This window comes from Streptomyces sp. NPDC017056 (assembly GCF_044332485.1).
Lineage (GTDB): Bacteria > Actinomycetota > Actinomycetes > Streptomycetales > Streptomycetaceae > Streptomyces.
In genome coordinates this window covers 33,151-56,376 of sequence record NZ_JBIRPD010000015.1, presented here as the reverse complement: position 1 = coordinate 56,376, position 23,226 = coordinate 33,151, and the positions used below count along the sequence as shown (strand labels likewise).

The 23,226-nt window shown below is 72.3% G+C and carries 21 protein-coding genes; 10 read left to right on the top strand and 11 right to left on the bottom strand.

Annotation, left to right across the window (positions count from 1 at the left end; all coding sequences use genetic code 11):
- The first annotated feature begins 5 nt into the window (after positions 1-5).
- Complete coding sequence (locus tag ACH4OW_RS26090) at positions 6-503, top strand: nuclear transport factor 2 family protein (protein WP_398030255.1); 498 nt, start codon at positions 6-8, stop codon at positions 501-503.
- A gap of 71 nt (positions 504-574) precedes the next feature.
- Positions 575-2,104: an apolipoprotein N-acyltransferase gene (gene lnt / locus ACH4OW_RS26085; RefSeq protein WP_398030254.1), complete on the top strand. Its 1,530-nt coding sequence runs from the start codon at positions 575-577 to the stop codon at positions 2,102-2,104.
- 18 nt (positions 2,105-2,122) lie between these two features.
- Here the strand turns inward: lnt and ACH4OW_RS26080 are convergent, their stop codons facing one another.
- Positions 2,123-3,028, bottom strand: a complete 906-nt coding sequence (locus ACH4OW_RS26080; RefSeq protein ID WP_398030253.1) for a Gfo/Idh/MocA family protein — start codon at positions 3,026-3,028, stop codon at positions 2,123-2,125.
- A gap of 189 nt (positions 3,029-3,217) precedes the next feature.
- On the opposite strand from ACH4OW_RS26080, the gene ACH4OW_RS26075 reads away from it, so the two are divergent.
- Positions 3,218-3,697 carry a hypothetical protein gene (locus ACH4OW_RS26075; RefSeq protein WP_360139540.1) on the top strand — a complete coding sequence of 160 codons (480 nt, stop codon included), beginning with the start codon at positions 3,218-3,220 and terminating at the stop codon, positions 3,695-3,697.
- Positions 3,698-3,796: 99 nt separating this feature from the next.
- Here the strand turns inward: ACH4OW_RS26075 and ACH4OW_RS26070 are convergent, their stop codons facing one another.
- From ACH4OW_RS26070 to ACH4OW_RS26035, 8 genes are all read right to left on the bottom strand, one after another.
- The gene (locus ACH4OW_RS26070; RefSeq protein ID WP_398030252.1) at positions 3,797-4,279 is read right to left on the bottom strand and encodes a hypothetical protein; all 483 of its coding nucleotides are present in this window, start codon (positions 4,277-4,279) and stop codon (positions 3,797-3,799) included.
- Between the two features lie 109 nt (positions 4,280-4,388).
- The gene (locus tag ACH4OW_RS26065) at positions 4,389-5,066 is read right to left on the bottom strand and encodes a uracil-DNA glycosylase (protein ID WP_360139537.1); all 678 of its coding nucleotides are present in this window, start codon (positions 5,064-5,066) and stop codon (positions 4,389-4,391) included.
- A 91-nt stretch (positions 5,067-5,157) separates the two neighbouring features.
- Entirely contained in the window at positions 5,158-6,126 is a 969-nt protein-coding gene (locus tag ACH4OW_RS26060) for an aldo/keto reductase (RefSeq protein ID WP_360139534.1), read from the bottom strand.
- Positions 6,127-6,296: 170 nt separating this feature from the next.
- Positions 6,297-7,067, bottom strand: a complete 771-nt coding sequence (locus ACH4OW_RS26055; RefSeq protein ID WP_360139531.1) for an SDR family oxidoreductase — start codon at positions 7,065-7,067, stop codon at positions 6,297-6,299.
- A gap of 17 nt (positions 7,068-7,084) precedes the next feature.
- The gene (gene fabG, locus ACH4OW_RS26050) at positions 7,085-7,846 is read right to left on the bottom strand and encodes a 3-oxoacyl-ACP reductase FabG (protein WP_360139528.1); all 762 of its coding nucleotides are present in this window, start codon (positions 7,844-7,846) and stop codon (positions 7,085-7,087) included.
- A 189-nt stretch (positions 7,847-8,035) separates the two neighbouring features.
- Positions 8,036-8,431 carry a DUF3037 domain-containing protein gene (locus ACH4OW_RS26045; RefSeq protein WP_398030251.1) on the bottom strand — a complete coding sequence of 132 codons (396 nt, stop codon included), beginning with the start codon at positions 8,429-8,431 and terminating at the stop codon, positions 8,036-8,038.
- On the bottom strand, positions 8,428-9,252 hold the full coding sequence (locus ACH4OW_RS26040; protein ID WP_398030250.1) for a HipA family kinase: 825 nt from the start codon (positions 9,250-9,252) through the stop codon (positions 8,428-8,430). The genes ACH4OW_RS26045 and ACH4OW_RS26040 overlap by 4 nt, the downstream gene beginning before the upstream one ends.
- A 231-nt stretch (positions 9,253-9,483) precedes the next feature.
- Positions 9,484-10,512, bottom strand: a complete 1,029-nt coding sequence (locus tag ACH4OW_RS26035; RefSeq protein ID WP_360139596.1) for an NADP-dependent oxidoreductase — start codon at positions 10,510-10,512, stop codon at positions 9,484-9,486.
- A gap of 111 nt (positions 10,513-10,623) precedes the next feature.
- On the opposite strand from ACH4OW_RS26035, the gene ACH4OW_RS26030 reads away from it, so the two are divergent.
- From ACH4OW_RS26030 to ACH4OW_RS26020, 3 genes are all read left to right on the top strand, one after another.
- The gene (locus tag ACH4OW_RS26030) at positions 10,624-11,220 is read left to right on the top strand and encodes a TetR/AcrR family transcriptional regulator (protein ID WP_360139519.1); all 597 of its coding nucleotides are present in this window, start codon (positions 10,624-10,626) and stop codon (positions 11,218-11,220) included.
- A 136-nt stretch (positions 11,221-11,356) separates the two neighbouring features.
- A complete protein-coding gene (locus tag ACH4OW_RS26025; RefSeq protein ID WP_398030249.1) occupies positions 11,357-12,085 on the top strand; it encodes an alpha/beta hydrolase in 729 nt (242 codons plus the stop codon).
- A 195-nt stretch (positions 12,086-12,280) separates the two neighbouring features.
- Positions 12,281-13,063 carry a thioesterase II family protein gene (locus tag ACH4OW_RS26020; protein ID WP_398030248.1) on the top strand — a complete coding sequence of 261 codons (783 nt, stop codon included), beginning with the start codon at positions 12,281-12,283 and terminating at the stop codon, positions 13,061-13,063.
- 130 nt (positions 13,064-13,193) lie between these two features.
- Here the strand turns inward: ACH4OW_RS26020 and ACH4OW_RS26015 are convergent, their stop codons facing one another.
- Positions 13,194-16,022, bottom strand: coding sequence for an AAA family ATPase (locus ACH4OW_RS26015; RefSeq protein WP_398030247.1), 2,829 nt, complete (start codon positions 16,020-16,022; stop codon positions 13,194-13,196).
- A 718-nt stretch (positions 16,023-16,740) separates the two neighbouring features.
- Between ACH4OW_RS26015 and ACH4OW_RS26010 the strand changes: the two genes are divergently transcribed.
- The 4 genes from ACH4OW_RS26010 to ACH4OW_RS25995 all read left to right on the top strand — a co-directional run bounded on the left by ACH4OW_RS26010 (position 16,741) and on the right by ACH4OW_RS25995 (position 22,198).
- Positions 16,741-18,528: a fatty acyl-AMP ligase gene (locus tag ACH4OW_RS26010; protein WP_398030246.1), complete on the top strand. Its 1,788-nt coding sequence runs from the start codon at positions 16,741-16,743 to the stop codon at positions 18,526-18,528.
- Positions 18,525-20,129 (top strand): acyl-CoA carboxylase subunit beta, encoded by a 1,605-nt coding sequence (locus tag ACH4OW_RS26005; protein ID WP_398030245.1) that lies wholly within the window; start codon positions 18,525-18,527, stop codon positions 20,127-20,129. The genes ACH4OW_RS26010 and ACH4OW_RS26005 overlap by 4 nt, the downstream gene beginning before the upstream one ends.
- Complete coding sequence (locus tag ACH4OW_RS26000) at positions 20,126-20,359, top strand: acyl-CoA carboxylase epsilon subunit (RefSeq protein ID WP_398030244.1); 234 nt, start codon at positions 20,126-20,128, stop codon at positions 20,357-20,359. Before ACH4OW_RS26005 ends, ACH4OW_RS26000 begins: the two co-directional genes overlap by 4 nt.
- Positions 20,360-20,428: 69 nt before the next feature.
- The gene (locus tag ACH4OW_RS25995; protein ID WP_398030396.1) at positions 20,429-22,198 is read left to right on the top strand and encodes an acetyl/propionyl/methylcrotonyl-CoA carboxylase subunit alpha; all 1,770 of its coding nucleotides are present in this window, start codon (positions 20,429-20,431) and stop codon (positions 22,196-22,198) included.
- Between the two features lie 34 nt (positions 22,199-22,232).
- On the opposite strand, the gene ACH4OW_RS25990 is transcribed toward ACH4OW_RS25995, so the two are convergent.
- The gene (locus ACH4OW_RS25990; protein WP_398030243.1) at positions 22,233-23,183 is read right to left on the bottom strand and encodes an ACP S-malonyltransferase; all 951 of its coding nucleotides are present in this window, start codon (positions 23,181-23,183) and stop codon (positions 22,233-22,235) included.
- Positions 23,184-23,226 lie beyond the last annotated feature (43 nt).

Sequence of the window (23,226 nt, the reverse complement as noted above, 5' to 3'; positions counted from 1 at the left end):
AGGCGATGACCCAGCGTGCGGAACACACCACTGTCATGGACCGCCTCGCCATCGACGACCTGGTCACCGGCTACGCGATCGCCGTGGACGACGGCGACTGGGCCGCGTACCGGGCCCTGTTCGTCCCGGAGGGCCGCGTCGACTACCGCTCGGCGGGCGGCATCGCGGGCGGCGTCGCCGACATCGCGGACTGGCTCGCCGACATGATGCGGCACTTCCCCGTACGCCAGCACCTGATCGTCAACCGGCGGATCGGCATCGCGCTGCGGGACGGCGGCGCGCCCGGCGACACGGCCACCGTGCAGGCGGACTACCTCAACCCGATGCACCTCGGGGACCCCCGCCAGGCGCCGCCGGGCGAGACCGCGGGCAAGGCCGCCGCCCCCAACTACACCTGCGCAGGGCGCTACCGGTTCACCGCCCGCCGCGCCGCCGACGGCTGGCGGCTGAGCGAGGTCGTCGTCCACGAGAAGTGGCGCCGGCTCTTCCCTGAACAGTCCTGACGCGGCGTCCGCTGTCCAAGATCGGCCGGGGCGCGCACACTGGGTGCGGCGATCCGATGGAGGGAGGCGGCATGCGGGTGTCGACCGGCCGGTGGGAGGCGGGGCCCACGTCGCCCTGGGTGCGCGGGGCCGCGGCGGTCGCGGCCGGGGCGCTGCCCGCGCTGGCCTTCCCCGCGCCCGCCCTGTGGTGGCTCGCCCATGCCGCCCTCGTCCCCTGGATCCTGCTGGTGCGCACGGCCCGCACGGCCCGCCGGGCGGCGCTGGACGGCTGGCTCGGCGGGGCCGGCTTCATGCTGGCGGTCCACCACTGGCTGCTGCCGAGCCTGCACGTGTTCATCCTCGTACTGGCCGCGCTGCTCGGGCTGCTGTGGGCGCCCTGGGGGCTGCTCGTACGGGCGCTCCTGGGCGGCGCGCCCGGCGCGGGCCGGTGCGCGGCGTCCCTCGTCCTCGTACCGTCCGGCTGGCTGATGGTCGAACTGGTCAGGTCCTGGGAGTACTTGGGCGGGCCGTGGGGGCTGCTGGGCGCCAGTCAGTGGCAGGTGCCGCCCGCCCTGCGGCTCGCCTCCATCGGCGGGGTGTGGCTGCTGAGCCTGCTCGTCGTGGCGGTCAACACCGCGCTCGCCGTGCTCGTCGCACTGCCGCGGGCGCGCGTCCCTGCCGTTGTGGGACTGCTGGTCTGCGTGCTCGGCGGGACGGCGGCGTGGCTGTGGGCGCCGGTGCCGCGTGCGGCGGGCACCGTACGGATCGGCGTCGTCCAGCCGGGCGAAGTCGCGGGCCCCGAAGCGCGGATAGCGCGCGGCGAGGCACTGACCCGCTCCCTGGCCGGGCGCGGCGCGCGGCTGGTGCTCTGGGGCGAGAGCAGCGTCAACCGCGATCTGGCCCGGGACCCGGCGATGGCGGCCCGGCTCGCCGCGCTCTCCCGCGAGGCCGGCGCCGACCTCCTGGTGAACGTCGACGGGCGGCACGCCGGGCAGCCCGGCATCTACAAGAGTTCCGTCCTGGTGGGCCCGCACGGCGCGACCGGCCACCGCTACGACAAGATGCGGCTGGTCCCCTTCGGCGAGTACATTCCGCTGCGCTCCGTGCTGGGCTGGGCGACGCACGTCGGCAAGGCCGCCGACCAGAACCGGATGCGCGGCACCCGCCAGGTCCTGATGCCGGTCGGCTCGGCGGGCGGGCTGCGCGTGGGGCCTCTGGTGTGCTTCGAGTCGGCGTTCCCCGACATGAGCCGCCGGCTGGCGGGCGACGGTGCGCAGCTGCTGGTCGCCCAGTCCTCCACGTCGACCTTCCAGGACAGCTGGGCGCCGGCGCAGCACGCCTCACTGGCCGCGCTGCGTGCCGCCGAGACCTGGCGGCCGATGGCGCACGCCACGCTGACCGGGGTCAGCGCGGTGTACGGGCCGCGCGGCGAGCCGGTGGGCGGCCGGCTCGGCACCGAGCGTGGCGGGGCGGCCGTGTACGACGTGCCGCTGGCCACCGGCACCAGCCCGTACGTCCGCTTCGGCGACTGGGCGGTGTACGGCGCGGTCTTGGCGCTCGGCGGGTACGCGGTGGTGGCGGCGGCGCGAACGATCCGGTCCCGCCGGGCACGGAACCGCTGACCTTTCAGGTGCGCGGCCTCACGTCGCCTGTGCCAGCGCCTCGGTGACCACCCGCTCGCACAACTCGTGCGTGCGCAGCGCGTCCTCGGCCCGGACGAGCCTGCCCGCGCGTACGTCGTCCAGGAAGGCGAGCACGATCTGCTCGATGCCGCGCTGCCGGGCCACCGGCACCCAGTCGCCGCGCCGCCGCACGCTCGGCTGCCCCTTGTGGTCGATGATCTCGGCGAGGTTGACGACCTGGCGCTTGGTGTCCTGCCCCGACACGTCGAGGATCTCCTCGGCGGAACCGCTGAGCCGGTTCATGCTGCCGACGGCGCTGAACCCGTCGCCCGAGAGGTGCAGCACCACGTGGTGCATCAGGCCGCCTTCGACCTTGGCCCGCACGTCCACGTGGTCGACCGTGCCGGGCACCAGGAAGCGCAGCGTGTCGACCACGTGGATGAAGTCGTCCAGGACCAGCGTCCGCGGGTCCTCCGGGAGGCCGACCCGGTTCTTCTGCATCAGGATCAGGTCGCGCGGGTGCTCCAGGCACTGCGCGTAGCCGGGCGCGTGGCGGCGGTTGAAGCCGACCGCCAGGCTGACGCCGCGCTCCTCCGCGAGGCGCACGATCCGCTCGGTCTCGGCCAGCTCGTAGGCGATCGGCTTGTCGACATAGGTCGGTATCCCGGCCTCGACGAGCCGGGTCACGATCTCCGGGTGGACCGTGGTGGGCGCGTGCACGAACGCCGCGTCCAGGTCGGCGGCGAGCAGCGTGTCCAGGTCGGTGTGGCGCTGCGCCGCGGGCAGGCGGTACGTGCCGGCGACCCGCTCCAGGGTGGCGGGGGTACGGGTCTGGAGGTGCAGCTCGACACCGGGCTGCGCGCCGAGCACCGGCAGGTACGCCTTCTGTGCGATGTCGCCGAGTCCGATGCAGCCGACCTTCACGGGCACTCCTTGGGTTGCGCTGTGCGCCGGTGCTGTTCCCGGCGCCCCGGCAGCATACGTGCCTGCCTGCGACCGCCAGGTTCCGGCCGGAGGCGCCGTGGTGAGCCGGTCCCACCAGGTCAACGGCGCCCGGCCCGGTCACCCCTGCGGGGCATTCACAACGGCCGTCGCGGTCGGGAGAGTTGGCCGGTGCCCCGTATTCCCGCAGCGGCGGTCCTCACGGTGGTGGCGGCCGCGGCCGCCACCGGCTGCGTCACCGTCGTCCACCGCCCGGCCTACGAAAGCCTCCAGCCGCGCCCCGCGCTGCCCGCGCCCTCCGTGGAGCCCATCGGCCCGGAGGTCAGCCGTCACCCGCCGCACGAGCGGCCGACGACGCCGTCCGGCCCTGCCGCGCGGCGACCGGCACCGGTACGTACTCCGGCACCCGGCGCGCGGGAGGCGGAGCGGGCGCGCCCGGCCCCCGCGGCCAAGGGAAAGGCCGCGGGCAAGGGCGGCGCACGGGGCAAGCACCGGTCGCCGAAGGCCCGCCGGTACGGCCTTCCCTTCCCGCGCGCCAAGGAGCGCCGTCTGCCCCCGGCCCCCGCCCTGTGCGCACTCGGCCGGGAGTACGGCCGCTGGCAGCACGACGACCGTGCGGCCCTGCTCTGCCGGGACGTCTACGGGGGCTGATCGCACAAGCGCCCGCGTGGCCCTGCGCCCGGTGGCCCCGCGCCCGGTGCCCCGCCCGCTGGCCGGGCGGCCGGGCGGCCCGCGGCCGGGCGCGGGGCGTCAGCCGTCCCCCGCGACTCGTGCCGCCAGCCGCTCGATGGCCTGCCGCACGCCGCGGACGTACGCGTCGTCGGCCAGCGCCGCCACCGCCTCCCGCGCCCGGTCCAGCTGGGTGCGCGCCTCGGGGCGCCGGCCCAGGGCGGCGTAGTCGGCGGCCAGGCTCAGATGCAGGGAGGGCAGCAGCGCCGCCACCGCCCGGGCCGTACGGCGCGCCGGGCGCCGCCGCTCCCCCGGTGTCCCCCGCGCCGTCGCGAGCGCCTTGAGGTCCCAGTCCAGTTCGTCGGCCGGGTCGTCCTGGGTGCCCGCGATGTAGTGCGCGAGCGTGCAGCGGTGAAAGGCGTCGCCGCCCGGCCCGACCTCGGCCCACAGCTCCGAGAGGCGGTTGCGGGCCTCTTCCCGGTCGCCGCCCCGGTGCAGCATGACCGCCTGCCCGATGCGGGTCAGCACCACGTCACCGGTCGCCTCCGCACGCTGCCTGTCCACCGCCGCACACTCCCGCGCTCGTCCGCCGCCCCGCACGGCTTGCCTCCCCCGACGCTAACCGGCACCGGACCGCGCCGCGCGGTGTGCGCGACGCGCCGCGGCCGCCTGCTCAGCCCAGGTCGGGGATGCGCCAGTCGATCGGGGTGTGGCCCTGCGCGGCGACCGCCTCGTTTATCCGGGTGAAGGGCTGGGAGCCGAAGAACTTCTTCGCGGACAGCGGGGAGGGGTGCGCGCCTTCCACCACCGCGTGCCGCTCCGTGTCGATCAGCGGCAGCTTCTTCTTCGCGTAGTTGCCCCACAGCACGAACACCGCCGGGTCCGGGCGGGAAGCCACGGCGCGTATCACCGCGTCGGTGAACTTCTCCCACCCCTTGCCCTTGTGGGAGTTGGCCTCGCCCGCCCGCACCGTCAGCACCGCGTTCAGCAGCAGCACGCCCTGCCGGGCCCAGGGCATCAGGTAGCCGTTGTCAGGGACCGGGTGGCCCAGCTCCTCCTTCATCTCCTTGTAGATGTTGCGCAGCGACGGCGGCGTCCTGACGCCGGGCCGCACGGAGAAGCACAGCCCGTGCCCCTGCCCCTCGCCGTGGTACGGGTCCTGCCCCAGGATCAGCACCTTGACCTGGTCGTACGGGGTGGCGTCGAGGGCCGCGAAGACCTCCTCGCGGGGCGGGTAGACCGGCCCCTTCGCCCGCTCCTGCTCGACGAACTCGGTGAGCTCCTTGAAGTAGGGCTTCGCCAACTCCTCGCCGAGGACGCCGCGCCAGGACTCGGGCAGCATGTCGGTCATCACTGAGCAACCTCCGGTGTGCGATCCGTTCTCGGCAACGAACTTACCGGCACCCACTGACAACGCCCGCACCCCCGCCGCTCCGGCTCGCTCAGGCCGTGTCGAGCCGCGCCCGCTGCACCGCGTCCAGTTGCAGGTCCACCGCCGCCAGCGCCTCGTCCAGCTGTGTCACCGAACTCACACCGAGGACGGGTACGACCGGCACCCGGCCGCCCATCAGCCAGGCCAGCACCACCTGGTTGACGGTGGCCCCGGCCTCCGCCGCGACCTCGCGGACGACCCGCAGCCGGGCCACCGAGCCGGGGTGGTCGTAGCGGTCGGGCAGCGGCTGCCCGGGGCGCGCGTACGCGCCGTGCATCAGCGTCGAGTAGCCGAGCAGCGTCAGGTCCTCGTCGTGCGCGGCGGCGTAGTCGAGCAGTCCCTCGTCGGTCTCCTGCTGGAGGCCGGAGTCCGCGCCGTGCCGGGGCAGCAGGTAGGTGTGCCGCTGCTGTACGGCGCGGAAGCCGGGCAGGCCCTGCGAGGCGGCGACGCGGCGGGCCTCGGCGAGCCGCCACGTGGCGTGGTTGCTGAGTCCGAGTACGCCCACGGTGCCGTCCTGCACCAGGCCGGCGAACGCCCCGACGGTCTCCTCCAGCGGCACGTCCCGGTCCTCGACGTGCGCGTAGTACAGGTCCACCCGGTCGGTGCCGAGCCGCCGCAGACTGCCGTCGATCCCGGCCCGTACGGTCTTCTCGCCCAGCCCCTCCAGGTTGGCGGGCCACTCGGGCCCGCGGGACGGGTCGGGGCGCGCGCCGACCTTGGTCGCCAGCACCGTACGGTCCCTGGCGCCCCTGCTGCGCAGCCAGCGCCCGAGCAGCAGCTCGCTCTCGTCGCCGGTCCCGCCCGGCACCCAGCAGGCGTAGTTGTTGGCGGTGTCCAGGAAGGTGCCGCCCGCCTCGGCGAAGCGGTCGAGGACGGCGTACGACGTCTCCTCGTCGACGGTGGTGCCGAACGGCAGGGTGCCCAGGCACAGGGCGCTGACCTCGGGTCCCCGGGCGCCGCCGAGAGTGCGGTACCGCATCGCGGTCTCCTTCGCCAAGTCACGTCACGGGCTGCGTACCGGCCCGTGACAGCTGTGGTGCCGACCCCTTCCGGACCGGCACCACAGACCCTGCCTCTTGGAGTGCACGCGAACGCAAGCCGCTGCACGCGCTTCCGTACGCGGCGCGCACACCCCGCGTACGCCCGCCCTCAGACGCCCGCGTTCAGGAACAGCCCGCCGTCCACCTGGAGCGTCTGCCCCGTGACCCAGCCGGCGGCGTCGGACAGCAGGAACGCCGCCGCGCCCCCGATGTCCTCCGGCACGCCGAGGCGCCCGAGCGGGTAGCCGGCGGCGGCCTCCTCCTCGCGGTTCTCGTACAGCGCGGCCGCGAACTTGGTCTTCACCACCGCCGGGGCGATGGAGTTGACCCGTACCGCCGGCGCGAACTCGTGCGCCAGCTGGAACGTCAGGTTGATCATCGCGGCCTTGCTCATGCCGTACGCGCCGATGAAGGGCGAGGCCGAGACGCCGGCGATGGAGGCGATGTTGACGATCGCGCCGCCGTGGTCCTTCTGCCACGCGTGCCAGGTGCGCTGCGCGAAGCCGAGCGCCGAGACGACATTGGTCTCGAACACCTTGCGGGCGACGTTCAGGTCGAGGTCGGCGATCGGGCCGAACACCGGGTTCGTACCGGCGTTGTTGACGAGGTAGTCGACGCGGCCGAACGCCTCCATGGCGCGCTCGACGGCGACGCCCTGGTGGGCCTCGTCGTGGGCCTTGCCCGCGACGCCGATGACGCGGTCGGCGCCCAGCGCCTCGACGGCTTCCTTGAGGGCGTCCTCGTTGCGACCGGTGATGCACACCTTGTCGCCGCGCGCCACGAGCGCCTGCGCGATGCCGTACCCGATGCCCCGGCTGGCGCCGGTGACCAGCGCCGCCTTGCCGGAGAGCGGGGGCAGCGCCTTGTCCTGTGCAGTCATGAGCGTTGCTCCCCGGGTCAGTTGAGCGGGCCGCCGGCCACGTACATGACCTGGCCGGAGACGAAGCCGGCCGCCTCGCCCGTGAAAAAGGCGATGGCGTTGGCGATGTCCTCGGGCCGGCCGACGCGCTGGACGGGGATCTGGGTGGCGGCAGCGGCCTGGAAGTCCTCGAAGCCCATGCCGACGCGCTCGGCGGTGGCGGCGGTCATGTCGGTGACGACGAACCCGGGCGCGACGGCGTTGGCGGTGACGCCGAACTTGCCGAGTTCGATGGCGAGGGTCTTGGTGAAGCCCTGCAGGCCGGCCTTTGCCGCCGAGTAGTTGGCCTGGCCGCGGTTGCCGAGCGCCGAGCTGGAGGAGAGGTTGACGATCCGGCCGAACTTGGCGTCGACCATGTGCTTCTGGCAGGCCCGCGACATCAGGAACGCGCCCCTCAGGTGCACGTTCATGACGGTGTCCCAGTCGCTGTCGCTCATCTTGAACAGCAGGTTGTCGCGGAGCACGCCCGCGTTGTTGACGAGCACGGTCGGCGCGCCCAGCTCCGCCGCCACCCGTGCGACCGCCGCCTCCACCTGCTCCGCGTCCGAGACGTCACAGCCGACGGCCAGCGCCTTGCCGCCGGCCGCGGTGATCTTCTCGACGGTGTCCTTGCAGGCCGCCTCGTCCAGGTCGAGGACGGCGACGGCGCGACCCTCGGCGGCCAGGCGTACGGCGGTGGCCGCGCCGATGCCGCGGGCCGCGCCCGTGACGATGGCTACGCGCTGCTCGGTGGTGGACATGCGGGGTTCTCCTCACCCTCGAAACCTCGACGAGCGGTCCGCCGCACCGCACCAGCAGGTGAGCAAGCAGGTGAGCAACCGCTTAGTAGCTTCAGCAGGGCTGACGCTAGAAGCCCCGCCACCCGCTGTCAACGCCTCCTCCGCACGCCTGCGGACCGCCGCGGCCCTCCCCTCACCCCGCCACCGGTCTCACTTCACCAGCAGGTCCAGCAGCCGCTCCGCCTCGCTAGCCGGGTCGGTGGTCAGCCCGGTGTGGACCGGACCGGGCTGGACGACGGTGCTGCGCGGCGCGATCAGCCACCGGAAGCGGCGCCCCGCGTCGTCGCCCGCCGCCTGCCCGGCCCGCTCGCCGCCCGCGCAGACGCACTCGGCGGCGTTCAGCGCCGCCCGGACGCCCTCGACGTCGACCGTCGCGTCGAGCGCCCGCAGCCGCCCCTCGTCCAGGTGCGTACGCGCCTCGACGAAGCGCCGCGCACGGCAGTACACGACCACGCCCGCGTTGATCATTTCGCCGCGCTCGACCCGGGGTACGACCTTGAGCAGGGCGTACTCGAACACGTCGCGCCCGTTGTGCAGGCCGCTCACTTCACTGCCCTCCGCGGCAATTCGGTCGCCAGCCAGCCCGGCACCCGGGAAGGCCCGTCCTTCGTACGCTCACCAACGGTGATCTGGTCACTGATCACCGCGGCACGGGCCAGCAGCGCCCGCACATAGGCGCGACGCAGCGCGTCCGGCGAGTCGAAGCCGGGCTCGTCCGCCAGCCACTCGTCCGGAACCGCCGCCGCGACCTCGGTCAGCAGCTCCTCGGTGACCAGCGGCGCGAACTCGGCCGCGGCCGCCGCGACGTCCGGCTCGTACGACGCCAGCACGTGGTCGGAGGCGTCGTACGGCTTGACCGCGGCTTTCTCGGCGGTCGGCCAGTTGTGCTGCCAGATCATCGTGGCACCGTGGTCGATCAGCCACAGCTCACCGTGCCAGACCAGCAGGTTCGGGTTGCGCCACGACCGGTCCACGTTGTTGATCAGCGCGTCGAACCACACGACCCGGCCCGCCTCGCGCGCGGACACCTCGAAGGCGAGCGGATCGAACCCCAGCGACCCCGGCAGGTAGTCCATCCCCAGGTTCAGGCCGCCACTGGCTTTCAGCAGCTCCTGCACCTCCTGGTCGGGCTCGCTCAGCCCGATCACGGGGTCCAGCTGCATCCGCACCAGCTCCGGCACCCGCAGCCCGAGCCGGCGCCCCAGCTCCCCGCAGACGACCTCGGCAACCAGGGTCTTGCGCCCCTGCCCCGCCCCGGTGAACTTCATGACGTAGGTACCAAGATCGTCGGCCTCGACGATCCCGGGAAGCGACCCACCCTCACGCAAGGGCGTGACGTAGCGGGTCGCGATGACTTCGGACAACATGCGGATCAGGCTACTTCCTGGGAGTCGTCGCAGGTCGACGGCTGATGAGTGAGGCAGCGCGCCGATATCGATGCAACTATATCGATACAACCGCATCGACTCCACCTCGCAGCCGCCGCTCCAGCCGCCCCTCCAGCCGCCGCCCGCAGGCTTCACCAACCCTGGAGGGCTCCGAAGTCGGGCGTACATCAGCTCGACGCCCTCGGGCTCGGCGGTGAGCGCCGGACGCGTCTACGAAACGGCTCGTTCCTGGGCGACCGTGAGTACGATCTTGCCCTGGATGTGGCCTCGGGCAGCCCGTTCGTGCGCAGCTCGGGCATCCGAGAGCGGAAACGTGCTGTCGATCGCGGTGCGGACCGTACCCGCGTCGAGCAGGCGTCCCAGTTCGGCGAGCTGCGCGCCGTTCGAGCGGACCTGGGTGCCCGTGACCGTGACGCCCAGCCTCGCGGTCTCTTCTTCGTCGAATGCGCCGAAGAACACGGGGAAATGGGAACCGCCGCGCTTGAGGGTGCGCAGGAAGCGCTTGCTGTCGGGGCCGCCGACGGTGTCGAGTACGAGGTCGACCCCGCGCACGAGTTCCTCGGGACGGCCCTTGGTGTAGTCGATGAACTCGTCGGCGCCGAGCCGGTTCAGGAACGCTTCATGCGCGCCCGATGCCACCGCGATGACCCGTGCGCCCTTCCATTTCGCCAGCTGGAGCGCGAGGTGGCCCACGCCGCCCGCTGCGCCGTTGACGAGCACCGTCACGTTGGCGTCGAGCGGCACCGGACGGTGCTTCGCCGCCTGGAAGGGCGACGGGTGATCGTGTCCGAGTTCGATCAGGAACTGCCATGCGGTGAGCCCTGCCATCGGCGCCCCGGCGGCGTGTACGTGGTCGATGCCGGCCGGTTTGAGCGCGAGGTCCGACGCGGGCGCGGCCACGTACTCGGCGTAGGCGCTGCCGTCGAAGCTCGGGAAGCGGAGGAGACCGAAGACTTCGTCGCCGACGGAGAGGCCGTCCACGTCCGCGGCGACGGCCTCGACGACACCGGACACATCCGTTCCCGGAATCACGGGCAGGCTGAACTTCGGCCTCGTCTCCGGCGGCAGGTTGGACATCCCGTCGCGCAGGTACCAGTCCGGAGGGTTGACACCGGCCGCGTGCACGCGAACGAGCACCTCGCCCGGCCCCGGCTCGGGAATCGGCACCTCGTCGTAGCGCAGAACCCCAGGGCCGCCGTGCTCGTGCACCCGGACCGCTCTCATCGTGCGTGTCGGCATCGTCTTCTCCTGCCCGCGCCGCGGGATACGCTTATTCGGATCAGCGATCCGAATAAGTGGATCGCTGATCCGAATATATGGACCACTGATCCGGATAGTCAAGAGGGACAGATGCGGGCCGACGCCAGGAAGAACCGCGACCACCTGCTCGCAGTAGCGGGCACCGCCATCGCCGAGCAAGGCGTCGACGTGTCCCTGCGTGACATCGCGCGCAGGGCCGAGGTCGGGCTCGCGACCTTGCTGCGGCACTTCCCGACGCGCGAGGCGCTGCTCGATGCCCTGCTGCGTACGGGCTTCGACGACCTGACGGCGAAGGCAGTCGAGCTCGAAACGTCGGACTCACCCGAAGACGCTCTCGTTTCGTGGCTGCGCGACTGCGTCGTATGGACAACCGAGTACCGGGGCGTGACCGTGCTGATGGCAGCCGCCATCGAGGACACCGAATCCGCGCTCCACGCTGCGTGCGTCACCCTGCGCGCAGCCGGTGCGCGGCTCCTCGCCCGGGCCCAGGCCGCGGGCACGGCACGGAGCGATCTCGATGGCGCCGACGTGTTCGCGCTGGTCGCCATGCTCGCTTGGCTCGGGGATCAACCCTCGCTCGCACCACGCGCCGACCACCTCTTCGATGTTGTCGCGAGCGCGATTCTGACGAGCACAGGCAGCGGCGACGCCGAGGAGGGACGCCGCCGCCCTGAGCCCCGTAGCTGACATGGCCACCTGCTGACCGGCCGGGTCGCGAAGGGAGTAGCTTTCGGAGTCGTCGCTTCGTCCGGGAGATGCAATGGGTGTTGTCGTGCGTAAATCCGTGCAAGCCGCTGACGGTGAACAGCTCAGCCTCTATACCGTGACGCCTCGGAGCGAGCGCGCCGGAGCGAGCGGTGTCGTCGTCATGCACGGCGGCGGCAACGGCAACAAAGAGCGGAACCTGCCGCTCGCCGAGGGCTTCGCCGAGTGCGGGCACCCCGCCGTCGCACTGGACTTCTCGGGGCACGGGGAAAGCACCGGGAAACTCCTCGACCTCAGCCTCAAGCGGCGGCGCGACCAGGCCGCTGCCGTCATCGACGCCGTTCTCGGCGCCGAACGCCCGCTGGTACTGGTCGGGTTCAGCATGAGCGGTCAGACCGTCGCCGATCTGGTGGAGCTGTACGGCGGGCGCGTGGCGGCCATCGTCCTCTGCGCACCGGGGATCTACGCGAAGGACGCCTGGGACGTTCCCTTCGGTGCCGGGTTCACCGAGTTGATCCGGCGGCCGGAGAGCTGGCGGGACAGCCGGGCTCCGGACACCTACGCGCGCTTCGCGGGCCGCGCGCTCCTCGTCGTACCGGAACAGGACGCGGTCATCCCCGACGGTGTGACCGGGCTTCTTCGCACCGCGCTGGCCACCCGCGCGGACTTCGGCGAACTGCGGCTCACCGGGGCCGACCACCGGCTCGGGACGTGGCTGGCCGGCCACCCGCAGGACCGAAGGGACATCGTGGGCGCGCTGCTGCACGGTGGCTTCCGCAACGACGACGCACAGCGTCACTGCGGCGAAGCAGCGGCCTGTGGCGAGATGGCCGAGCCGCTTCTGTGATGCCGGGGCGGGCAGGTGGCCCGCGGCTACGGCCACGCTCGCCGAATGGTCGCCGGACGTGCGGGGAGAACCACCGCCTCGCGCGGTACCGCGTGCCGTCGTCAGGGGCATTCAGGGGTTGTCCGGGTATCGCCGCGATGGGAGGTTCAGTTGTCTGGTGTCTTTACGGCCATCTCTCTACGGCAGGAACGAACCGTGACTTCTCCGACCGCGCGAACCACCCCGCAAGGCGCTTGGCTGCGCCGTTTTCATCCCGATCCGCAGGCCCGTATACGACTGGTGTGCTTTCCGCACGCGGGCGGGTCCGCGAGTTACTACTTTCCGATGTCGGCCGCGCTGCCCCCCGGCGTCGAGACGGTGGCGATCCAGTACCCGGGCCGCCAGGACCGCAGGCGGGAGCCGCTGATTCCGGACATCGGGGAGCTGGCGGACCGGATCACGGCGGAGTTGTCCGGCGACCCGGCCGGTGCCGGGACGCCGATGGCGTTCTTCGGCCACAGCATGGGCGCGGTGCTGGCCTTCGAGGTGGCGCTGCGGCTCGAAGAAGAGGGCGCGCCGGGCCCGGTCCGGGTGTTCGCCTCCGGCCGCCGGGCGCCCGGCCGGCACCGGCCCGACGCCGTGCACAGGGAGTCCGACGCCGTGCTGGTCGAGGAGATGCGCCGGCTGGGCGGCACCGACGCCCGGTGGCTGCAGGACCCGGAGCTGATGGCCGTGGTGCTGCCGGTGATCCGCAACGACTACCGCGCGGTGGAGCTGTACCGCGGCGGGGCCGACCGGGTGACCGACGCCCCGGTCACCGTTCTGACGGGCGACGCCGATCCGCACACCAGCCTGGCGGAGGCGGAAGCCTGGCGGCAGCACACGCGGGGCGGGTTCGAGCTGGTCACGTTCAGCGGCGGGCATTTCTTCCTGGAACAGCACCAGGAGGCGGTGACCGATGTGGTGACCGAGGCGCTCGGGCCGTTCCTGGTGGTGTGAGGGGACGTGCCCGCGGAAGCCGTCCGGTACGTGTGGCTCCCCCGTCCGCCTGGGTAGCAAGAACGGTGCCGGCCCGGCAGGGGGTGGAGAGCCCTGCCGGACCGGCACGTGTGTGGCGCGAGCCTGCGGCCTACAGGTCGTGTGCGCAGCCCACCGACTCCGCGCTGGAGAGCGTCTTGGGCAGGTCTCTCCGGCGCCGCACCTGTAGCTTCCGGTAGATGCGGGTGAGGTGCTGCTCCACCGTGCTGACCGTCACGTACAGCTTGGCGGCGATCTCACGGTTGGTGTGTCCGTGCGCGGCCAGGACGGCAACCCGTGCCTCCGCTCCGGTCAGGGCCTCGGCGCCGGGAGGCGCGTCGGCGCCCTGGACGGAGATCTCGATGCGGCTGTCGGGCGCCGTGTCGCCGGGGAAGAGCCGCTGGCACAGCAGCTCCGCCCCGCTCAGCTTGGCCGTGTGCCACGCCTTGTGGGCGAACATCCGGCCGCGGTGCACATCGCCCGCCGCCCGATAGCCGCGGCCCAGTTCACCGAGGGCCATGGCCAGTTGTACGCGGTTGCCGCCGCTGCGAAGGATGTCGACGGCCTCCTCCAAGGCTTCCAGGCGCTCGCGGCCCGCGCCCGCCGTGCCCAGGGCGCGCAGCACCATGCCGCGTTCCCTGTCGGGGGTGAGGGTGCGCTGTTCCTCGGCGAGCGCGAGGGCCTTCTTCGGTTCGCTGACGGCCAGCCAGGCGTCGGCCGCGTCGATCCGCCAGGGGACCAGCTCCGGGGCGTCCACCTGCCAGCGCCGCATGAGCTCGCCGCAGGTGATGAAGTCGCCGAGCGCCGCGTGGAAGCGGCCGGTCGCCAGGTACCAGCGGCCGCGGGCGCGGCGGAAATGCAGTCCGGGCACGGTGTCGAGCCGGCTTCCGGGGGTGGTGTGGTGGAGCAGTTCCATGGCGTCGTCGTAGCGGCCCATCTCGGTGTACGCGAGGACGAGCGTGGACAGCGGGAAGTACGCCGCCGACCCCCACGCCTGGCGTGGCAGCAGGGCGAGGGCCGACTCCGCCTGGTCGGCGGCCTTGATGAGATCGCCCTGGCGCATCGCGATCTCGCCGCGGACCGCCAGCAGCAGGGCTTGCCAGGTGACTCCGTGGCCTTCGTCGCACTCGACCAGGAGCCGTTCGCACCAAGTGAGGGCAAGTCCCGTACTACCCGCGTAGACCAGGGCAAGCAGGGCCAGCGCCAGCGGCCACACGGAGCCGTCGCCGAGGCGGAAGCGCTGGAGGACGCGCGTGGCGAGGGAGATGCCCCGCTTCGGCGCGTCACCGAGCGACTCGATGACGGCCGACGCGGCGTGCCGGTGTGCGACGCAGGCCGTGTCGGCGAGGGGTTCGGAGGTCACGGCGGCGTCGGGCAGGGGGCCGGGCACCGAGGTGCGGTGGCCGGGGCTGACCGTGGCGAGCCACTGGCGGGCGGCGCCGACGGCCTCGCGCTGCGCTGGCCCGGTCCAGGTGGCGGACCGCTCCAGGGCGCCGAGGACGGTGTCCGCCTCGTCGAACTGGCCCGCCCAGATCAGGTAGCCCACGCAGACGGTCAGTTCGTCCGGGGCGAGCCGTTCCTGTGCCATGTCGGGGACGAGCGTCGACAGGTGCTCGCCGAGGGCCGAGGGGTTGGTGCGCCAGAGCACATTGGCCAACCTGACCCGTACGGCGATGCGCTCCTGCTCGTCGGTGCAGCAGCCCTGGGCCATCGTCAGGCAGTCCCTGGCGGTGGCCGGGTCTCCTTCCATCAGGGCGTACTCGGCCGCCTCGCGCAGCACCGGTACGGTCCACACCTCGCCGTGCGGCGTGGTCCGTACGAGGTGGCGGGCCACCTCGGAGGCGGGGGCGCCGTCCTGGCGCAGCAGCACCGCGGCGCGGTGGTGCAGACCGGCGAGGACGGTCTCCGGGACGGTGTCGAGCACGGCGCGGGCGGCCGCCTCGTCGCGGAACCGCTCGCGGCGGAAGAGACCGTTGTGCGCCAGGCCCCGCGTGACGGCCTCGACCACCCGGACCGGGAGGCCGAGGAGCCGGCTCAGCAAGGGTGCGGTCGCGGCGTCACCGAGGACGGCGGTGCCGCGGGCGAGGGCCAGTGCCCCGGGTCCGCAGCGGTGCAGGATGTCCAGGACGGCACCGACATAGCTCTCCCCTCGGTTCGGTGTGCCGACGGCGCCGTCCTGTTCGGCTCCGGCGGTCTGGTCCTTCAGGTCTTCCAGCAGCGAACGGACCAGCAGCGGGTTGCCGCCGGTGGCCGCGTGCAGCTCGGCGGCGAGGCCGTCGGCCGGCGGCCCCTCCAGGTGCTGGGCGACCAGTTCACCGACCGCGTTCTCGGTGAGCCTCTGCAGCCGCAGCCGCCGGCAGTGCGGCTGGCTGAGCAGTTCGCCCAGAAGTGCCGTCTGGTACTGGGGCAGTTGGGACGACGAGGTGAGAACCATCAGGACGCGGGCGCTGCGCACCCGGTAGGCCAGGCTGAGCAGCAACTGGAGGGAGAGGTCGTCGACGAGGTGCACATCGTCGACGGCGAGGACGAGCGTGCGGTCCTCCGCCAGTTGCAGGAGGGTGTCGGCGAGGCGCGGGAAGATCCTTTCGGTGACTCCCGCGGCGTCCGTGACGGCCTCCTCCACCAGACGCGTCACCTCGTCGCGTACCGCGGACGACTGCGGGAGGCCGGCGAAGAGCCGGCGTGCCAGCCCGAGCGCCCAGCCGCGCTCCGCCCCTGCTCCGGTGGCGTCGAGCAGAAGGGCACCGTCGGTGACGGCGCGGTGGGTGAACCGGGTCAGGAACTCGGTTTTCCCGCTGGCCACGGATCCGGTGATCACCGCCACTCTGCCGCGCCCCTCGTCGGCGGCTTTGTGCATTTCTCCAAGGGCGGCCATTTCCATTTCACGTTCTACAAGACGCGTTGTGACTAACAGTTTTCTTCCCCCGTTCCCGCGGCGCACCCCGACGCCCTCGCTTTGACCCGCGCCCGGACGTTCGGCCGGGCCACGGGTCCCCCGTAGGCTCTGCGGGCCAGCCTGTCAGTCCCGAGCACGGCGCGGCGGATCGATCGACAGGTACGCCGTCGCGGCCTTCCGCATCGTGCGCCACGCGAGCAGAGTCATGCCCTGCCATTCGGGCACTTGACGGGAACGCTCGTTGCTCTGGCCCGTTCCGCATTTAAGCAGCGTGGAAAGGTTGAGGGGTACCCCTAAACCCCATTACCCAAGGGGTACGTGGGGCGCCTGGGACCCTCGGTACACCACCAGTCTCGCTGGCCCCACCTCGCAGAAACGCAGACCAGAGAGTTCCGGAAGTGGAACATCCGGTTGACGGCCTATCAATTGGCGATTCCTCCAGTGACGCACGCCACTCGGCACCAGGGGAACCCCGGCCTCCCCGAGGGGCCGGCGCGGCCGTCACCGGGCCGCTTCCCCGTGGTCAGGGTGGATAGGGGTTGTCCCGCTTCGCCGCCCGAGAATAACTTCGGTTCGCCGACGCACCGTCCCTCGGCCGGCCCCTCCGGCCCGGTCCGGCGCCCTGCCACCCGGCCCCGCCGGAGGAAGCGGACAGCGGCCGCACCGCGCGGATTTCGCGCGGGCGGGTGCGGCGGCCTCCAGCCGGCCCGCCCCCTTCTTGGCCGTCACCTTCACGCTCCGCACGGAACGAGGTACCTCGACCATGACCACGCACTTGTCCCCCCAGGAAGCAGCGGTGGGCGTCGCCGGCACCGTGCCGGAGGCACTGCGGCTGCGCAGCGTGAAGGAGCCCGACGAGACGGCGTTCGTCTTCCTCTCCGACGGTGCGGAGCCGGCCGGCTCGCTCAGCTACCGGCAGCTGCACGACGCCGCACTCGACCGGGCGGCCGCCCTGACGGACGCCGGGCTGGGCGGCGACCGTGCGGTGCTGCTCTACCCCTCGGGCCTGGAGTTCGTACGCACCCTCCTGGGCTGCATGTACGCCCGGGTGGCGGCCGCCCCCGTACAAGTGCCCACCCGGCAGCGCGGGCTGGAGCGGCTGCGCCGGATCGCGGACGACGCGGGCGCGACCACCGTACTGACCACCGGAGCGGTCAAGCGCGACCTGGAGGACCGCTTCGGCGGTCGGCCCGAACTCGCCGGTCTGGTCCTGGTCGACACGGAGCGCACCCCCGAAGGGGCGGGTCGAGGAAGGACGTTGGCGGAGCCGGAACCGGAAGACGTCGCGCTGCTCCAGTACACCTCGGGCTCCACCGGCAACCCGAAGGGCGTGGTCATCACCCACCGCAACTTCCTGAGCAACGTGGCCGAGACCGAGGAGCTGTGGCCTTCGCCGTCGGACGGCGCGGTGGTGTCCTGGCTGCCGCTCTTCCACGACATGGGCATGCTGTTCGGCGTCATGCTGCCGATCTGCTCCGGTGTGCCCGCGTACCTGATGGCGCCGGAGGCGTTCATCCGCCGGCCCGGGCGCTGGCTGGAGGCGATCTCACGGTTCCGCGGCACCCACGCGGCGGCGCCGAGCTTCGCCTACGAGCTGTGCGTACGGGCCCAGGCCGAGGGCCAGGTCGCCGACGGCATCGACCTGTCCTCGTGGCGGGTGGCGGCCAACGGCGCCGAGCCGGTGCGCTGGCGCACCATCCGCGCGTTCACCGAGACCTTCGCCCCCGCGGGCTTCGCCGCCACCGCGATGTGCCCGGGTTACGGCCTCGCCGAGAACACCCTCAAGGCCACCGGCGGCCGCTGGGACCAGGAACCGCCCGTGCTCTGGGTGGACGGCCAGGAGCTGACCAAGGGCCGGGTGATACCGCTGCCGGCGGGCGACGGGACGGCGCAACCGCTGGTCAGCTGCGGTGTCACCGTGTCGGGCAGCACCCTGCGGATCGTGGCGCCCCGCACGCGTACCGCGTGCGGCCCCCGCGAGGTGGGCGAGATCTGGATCAGCGGCCCGTGTGTGGCCGACGGCTATCTCGGACGCGCCGAGGAGACCGAGGAGACCTTCGGGGCGCGGATCGCCGGGGAGGGCACGGACCGGTACCTGCGCACCGGCGACCTGGGTTTCCTCCACGACGGGGAGCTGTACGTGACCGGCCGGCTCAAGGACGTCGTGATCCGTAACGGTCGCAACTACTACCCGCAGGACATCGAACTGTCGGCAGAGAGAACGGTGCCGGGGCTGCAGCCCAACTGCGCCGCCGCGTTCTCCGTGGACGACGGCACCGGCGAACGGCTGGTGCTGGTGGTGGAAGCCGACGGCCGGGTACTGGGCAGGCACTCTCCCGAGGTCGTACGGGAGCTGATCCGGCAGGCGGTACGCGACGGCCAGCGGCTGGACCCGGACGACATCGTGCTGGTACGCCGGGGGGTGCTGCCACGGACGACCAGCGGCAAGATCCAACGGCGGGCCTGCCGGGAGCGCTACCTGAACGGCGAACTGAAAACGTCCGTGGCCGCCACCGGTGGCGCCGCCGCTGTGGAACGGAGCGCCCGATGACCGCGGAGCAGGGAACCGGGCGGACGCAGGAGCCGCCGCGCGGCAAGCAGACCACCGCGGAACGCATCGCCGAACTGGCGCGGCGCCGCGCTGAGCTGGCCGCGCACGCCGGCCCTGAGGCGGAGCGCCGCCAGCACGAGCGGGGCAAGATGGCGGCGCGCGAGCGCATCGACGCCCTCCTCGACCCCGGTACGTTCGTCGAGCTGGACGCGGTGGCACGGCACCGCAGCCACGAGTTCGGCCTCTACGAGCGGCGCCCGCTCGGCGACGGCGTGATCACCGGCCACGGCCTGGTCGACGGGCGCAGGGTGTGCGTCTTCGCCCAGGACTTCACCGTCTTCGGCGGCAGCCTCGGCGAGGCGTCGGGCGCCAAGCTGCACAAGTTGATGGACCTGGCGCTGAGCATCGGCTGCCCGGTGATCGGCATCAACGACGGCGGCGGCGCCCGCATCCAGGAGGGTGTCGTCTCGCTGGGCTACTACGCCGAGCTGATCAAACGGCACGTCGACAGCTCGGGGGTGATACCGCAGATCTCCCTGCTGATGGGCCCGTGCGCGGGCGGCGCTGTCTACGCGCCGGCGCTCACCGACTTCGTGGTCATGGTGGACGGCATCTCGCACATGTTCGTGACCGGACCCGAGGTGCTGCGCAGCGTCACGGGACAGGCGGTCGACCGCGAGGAGCTGGGCGGCGCGCACAGCCACAACACCGTCTCCGGCAACGCACACTACCTCGCGCAGGACGAGAAGGAGGCGTTCGAATACGTACGCCAGCTTCTCTCGCACCTTCCGTCCAACAACATGGAGGACCCCCCGGTCTTCGACGGGCCGGCCGACGGCGGCACCGCGGCCGGCGAGGAGCTGGACACCCTCATCCCCGACCAGGCGAGCCGCCCCTACGACATGCTGCGAGCGGTCAGGGCCGTACTGGACGACGGCGAACTGCTGGAGGTGCAGCCGCTGTTCGCCCCGAACATCATCTGCGGCTTCGGCCGGGTCGACGGGCACAGCGTCGGCGTCGTCGCCAACCAGCCGCTGGTATCCGCCGGTGTGCTCAACATCGACGCCAGCGAGAAGGCCGCGCGCTTCGTGCGCACCTGCGACGCCTTCCATGTGCCGGTGCTGACCTTCGTGGACGTCCCCGGCTTCATGCCGGGTCTCGACCAGGAGCACGGCGGCATCATCCGGCGCGGCGCCAAGCTGCTCTACGCCTACTCCGAGGCGACGGTGCCGATGGTCACCGTCGTCACCCGCAAGGCGTACGGCGGCGGTTACGGCGTCATGGGGTCCAAGCACCTCGGCATCGACGTCAACCTCGCCTGGCCCACCGCCGAGATCGCCGTCATGGGCGGCGAGGGCGCGGTGGAGGTGCTGCACCGGCGCACCCTCCAGGCGGCGGAGGACCCCGCCGCGGAGCGGGCCCGGCTGCTGGACGCCTACGAACGCGCGCTGCTCAACCCCTACACGGCGGCGGAACGCGGCTACGTCGACGCGGTGATCATGCCGCACGAGACCCGGACGGCGGTGGCCACGGCGCTGGAGACGCTGCGCGGCAAACGCACCTCCCGGCTGCCGCGCAAGCACGGGAACATCCCGCTGTGAGTGCCGCCGACGCGGCGGCCGATGCCGCCATCCGGGTGCTCCGCGGCCGGGCCAGCGACGAGGAAGTGGCCGCCGCGGTCGTGGCCATCCTCGCCCGGCTGAACTCGGCGGCGGCGCAGCGGGCCGCGGCCACGCGCCCGCCCGCACGGCGTCGCTGGGCGGCGCCGGACACGCGGATGACCCGCCCGCCCGGCCCGCGGGGCGCCAGTGCCTGGCACGCGGGCGTGTGAGCCCCGCCGTGCCCCTCCACGAGACGCCGCCGACGCGGCACACCGCCGAGAAGAACGAGAGAACCGATGGTGCGCAAGGTACTGATCGCCAACCGAGGCGAAATCGCTGTCCGCGTTGCCCGGGCGTGCCGGGATGCCGGCATCGGGAGCGTAGCCGTCTACGCCGATCCCGACCGGGACGCCCTGCACGTGCGCGCGGCGGACGAGGCCTACGCGCTGGGCGGTGACACCCCGGCCACCAGCTACCTGGACATCGCCAAGGTCCTGGCCGCCGCCGCCGACTCCGGCGCCGACGCCATTCACCCCGGTTACGGCTTCCTCTCCGAGAACGCCGAATTCGCGCAGGCCGTCCTGGACGCCGGGCTGACCTGGATCGGCCCCCCGCCGCAGGCCATCCGCGACCTCGGCGACAAGGTGGCGGCCCGTCACATCGCGCAGCGCGCCGGTGCGCCGCTGGTCGCCGGCACCCCCGACCCGGTCTCCGGCGCGGACGAGGTGGTGGCCTTCGCCGAGGAGCACGGCCTGCCGATCGCCATCAAGGCGGCCTTCGGCGGCGGCGGGCGCGGCCTGAAGGTGGCTCGCACGCTGGAAGAGGTTCCGGAGCTGTACGACTCCGCCGTACGCGAGGCGGTGGCGGCCTTCGGTCGCGGCGAGTGCTTCGTCGAGCGCTACCTGGACCGCCCGCGGCACGTGGAGACCCAGTGCCTGGCCGACAAGCACGGCAACGTGGTCGTCGTCTCCACCCGTGACTGCTCCCTGCAGCGCCGCCACCAAAAGCTCGTCGAGGAGGCGCCCGCGCCGTTCCTGAGCGACGAGCAGAACGCCGAGCTGTACCGCGCGTCCAAGGCCATCCTCAAGGAGGCCGGCTACCAGGGCGCGGGCACCTGCGAGTTCCTGGTCGGCCAGGACGGCACGATCTCCTTCCTGGAGGTCAACACCCGCCTGCAGGTCGAGCACCCGGTCACCGAGGAGGTCACCGGCCTGGACCTGGTCCGCGAGATGTTCCGCATCGCCGACGGCGAGGAACTGGGCTACACCGACCCGCCGGTGCGCGGCCACAGCTTCGAGTTCCGCATCAACGGCGAGGACCCGGGCCGCAACTTCCTGCCGGCCCCCGGCACGGTCACCACGTTCGAGGCCCCGGCCGGTCCCGGCGTGCGCCTGGACGCGGGCGTGGAGTCCGGCTCGGTCATCGGCCCGGCCTGGGACTCCCTGCTCGCCAAGCTGATCATCACCGGCGCCACCCGCCAGCAGGCCCTGCAGCGTGCCGCCCGCGCGCTCGACGAGTTCACCGTCGAGGGCATGGCCACCGCCCTCCCGTTCCACCGCACGGTCGTCAAGGACCCGGCGTTCGCGCCCGAGCTGACCGGCTCCGCCGAGCCGTTCAAGGTGCACACCCGCTGGATCGAGACCGAGTTCGTCAACGACATCAAGCCGTTCGCCGCGCCCGGCACCGACGAGGCCGAGGCCGACACCCGCGAGACGGTCGTCGTCGAGGTCGGCGGCAAGCGCCTGGAGGTCTCGCTGCCGTCCTCGCTGGGCATGCCGCTGGCCCGCGCCGCGGTCGCCGGGGGTGCCAAGCCCAAGCGCAAGGCGGCCAAGAAGTCCGGCTCCGCCGCCTCCGGCGACACCCTCGCCTCGCCGATGCAGGGCACCATCGTCAAGGTCGCCGTCGAGGAAGGCCAGCAGGTCGCCGAGGGTGACCTGGTCGTCGTCCTGGAGGCGATGAAGATGGAGCAGCCGCTGAACGCGCACCGCTCGGGCACGATCAAGGGCCTGACCGCCGAGGTCGGCGCCTCCCTCTCCTCCGGCGCCGTCATCTGCGAAATCAAGGACTGAAAAGGACTGAAAAGGCGGGGCCGAAGAGCCGGCGTCAGAGCGCCGGCTCGGTCGGCCGGACCGGCCGGAGCATATTCTGGAGGGTGTTCTTGGGGTCTACCGGGACCACCTCGAAGTTCCGGGTCGTGCAGCGCACCCGGCGGAAAAGGTTCTCCGGTCCGGTGACATACACCGTGCGCACGCCGAGGCGCACCAGGGAATCCACCACGGCGGGCCAGTCGATGGCCACGTCGAAAGTGTCGAGCAGCATGCGGCGCATGTCTTCGGCGGTTTCCACGAGACGGCCGTCCTGGTCGGCGACCACCGGAATCCCGGGGGCCCGCACTTCGTACCGGGGGAATATCTCTTCGGCCGCCTTCCGGCGGAGTCCGCGAAATGCCGTGGCGTGTACCGGCGGGCGCATGGTGGACATGGAGTAGCCGCCCATGGCACTGACCGCCCGCTTGAACTCCGCCAGCAGTCCGGCACTCAGCGACACCATGACGAAACCGTCGTCGAGGCGGCCGGAGACCTCGTACCAGTGGCCCCGGTCCGTGAGTCCGGACAGATAGTCGCGCAGCGCTTCGCCGGGCACCCGCATGACCGTGTGGGTCACTACATCGGAGTACTCGGTGGCGAAAAACTCCTGTTCGCAGCGGGCGAGTTCGGCGGTCATCCGCACGGCGTCGGGGAAGTCCAGGCATCCGGTCCACACCGCGGCGGCCTTCTGCCCGAAGCTGGGGCCCGTGCAGTAGCCAGGGCGCATGCCCAGTTCGTCCCCGGCGCGCCGGGCGAGCGCGAGGGAGTTGACGAGAAAGGCGACCTGGGTGTACTCGGAATACTCTTCGTCGGATGAGTAGAAGCGGTCCAGCAGCGAATATCCGAGGGCCGCGTCGGCTTCCGGGAGCAGTTGCCCGACATACGGGTCGAGGACCATGAACTTGCCGACCGCAGCGAAGCTCGACGGTCCCATTCCCGGGAATACCACGGCGGTCTTCTCGTCCATCGGCGCTCCACATCCCATCGGTTCACGGTCGGTGTGCGCCACG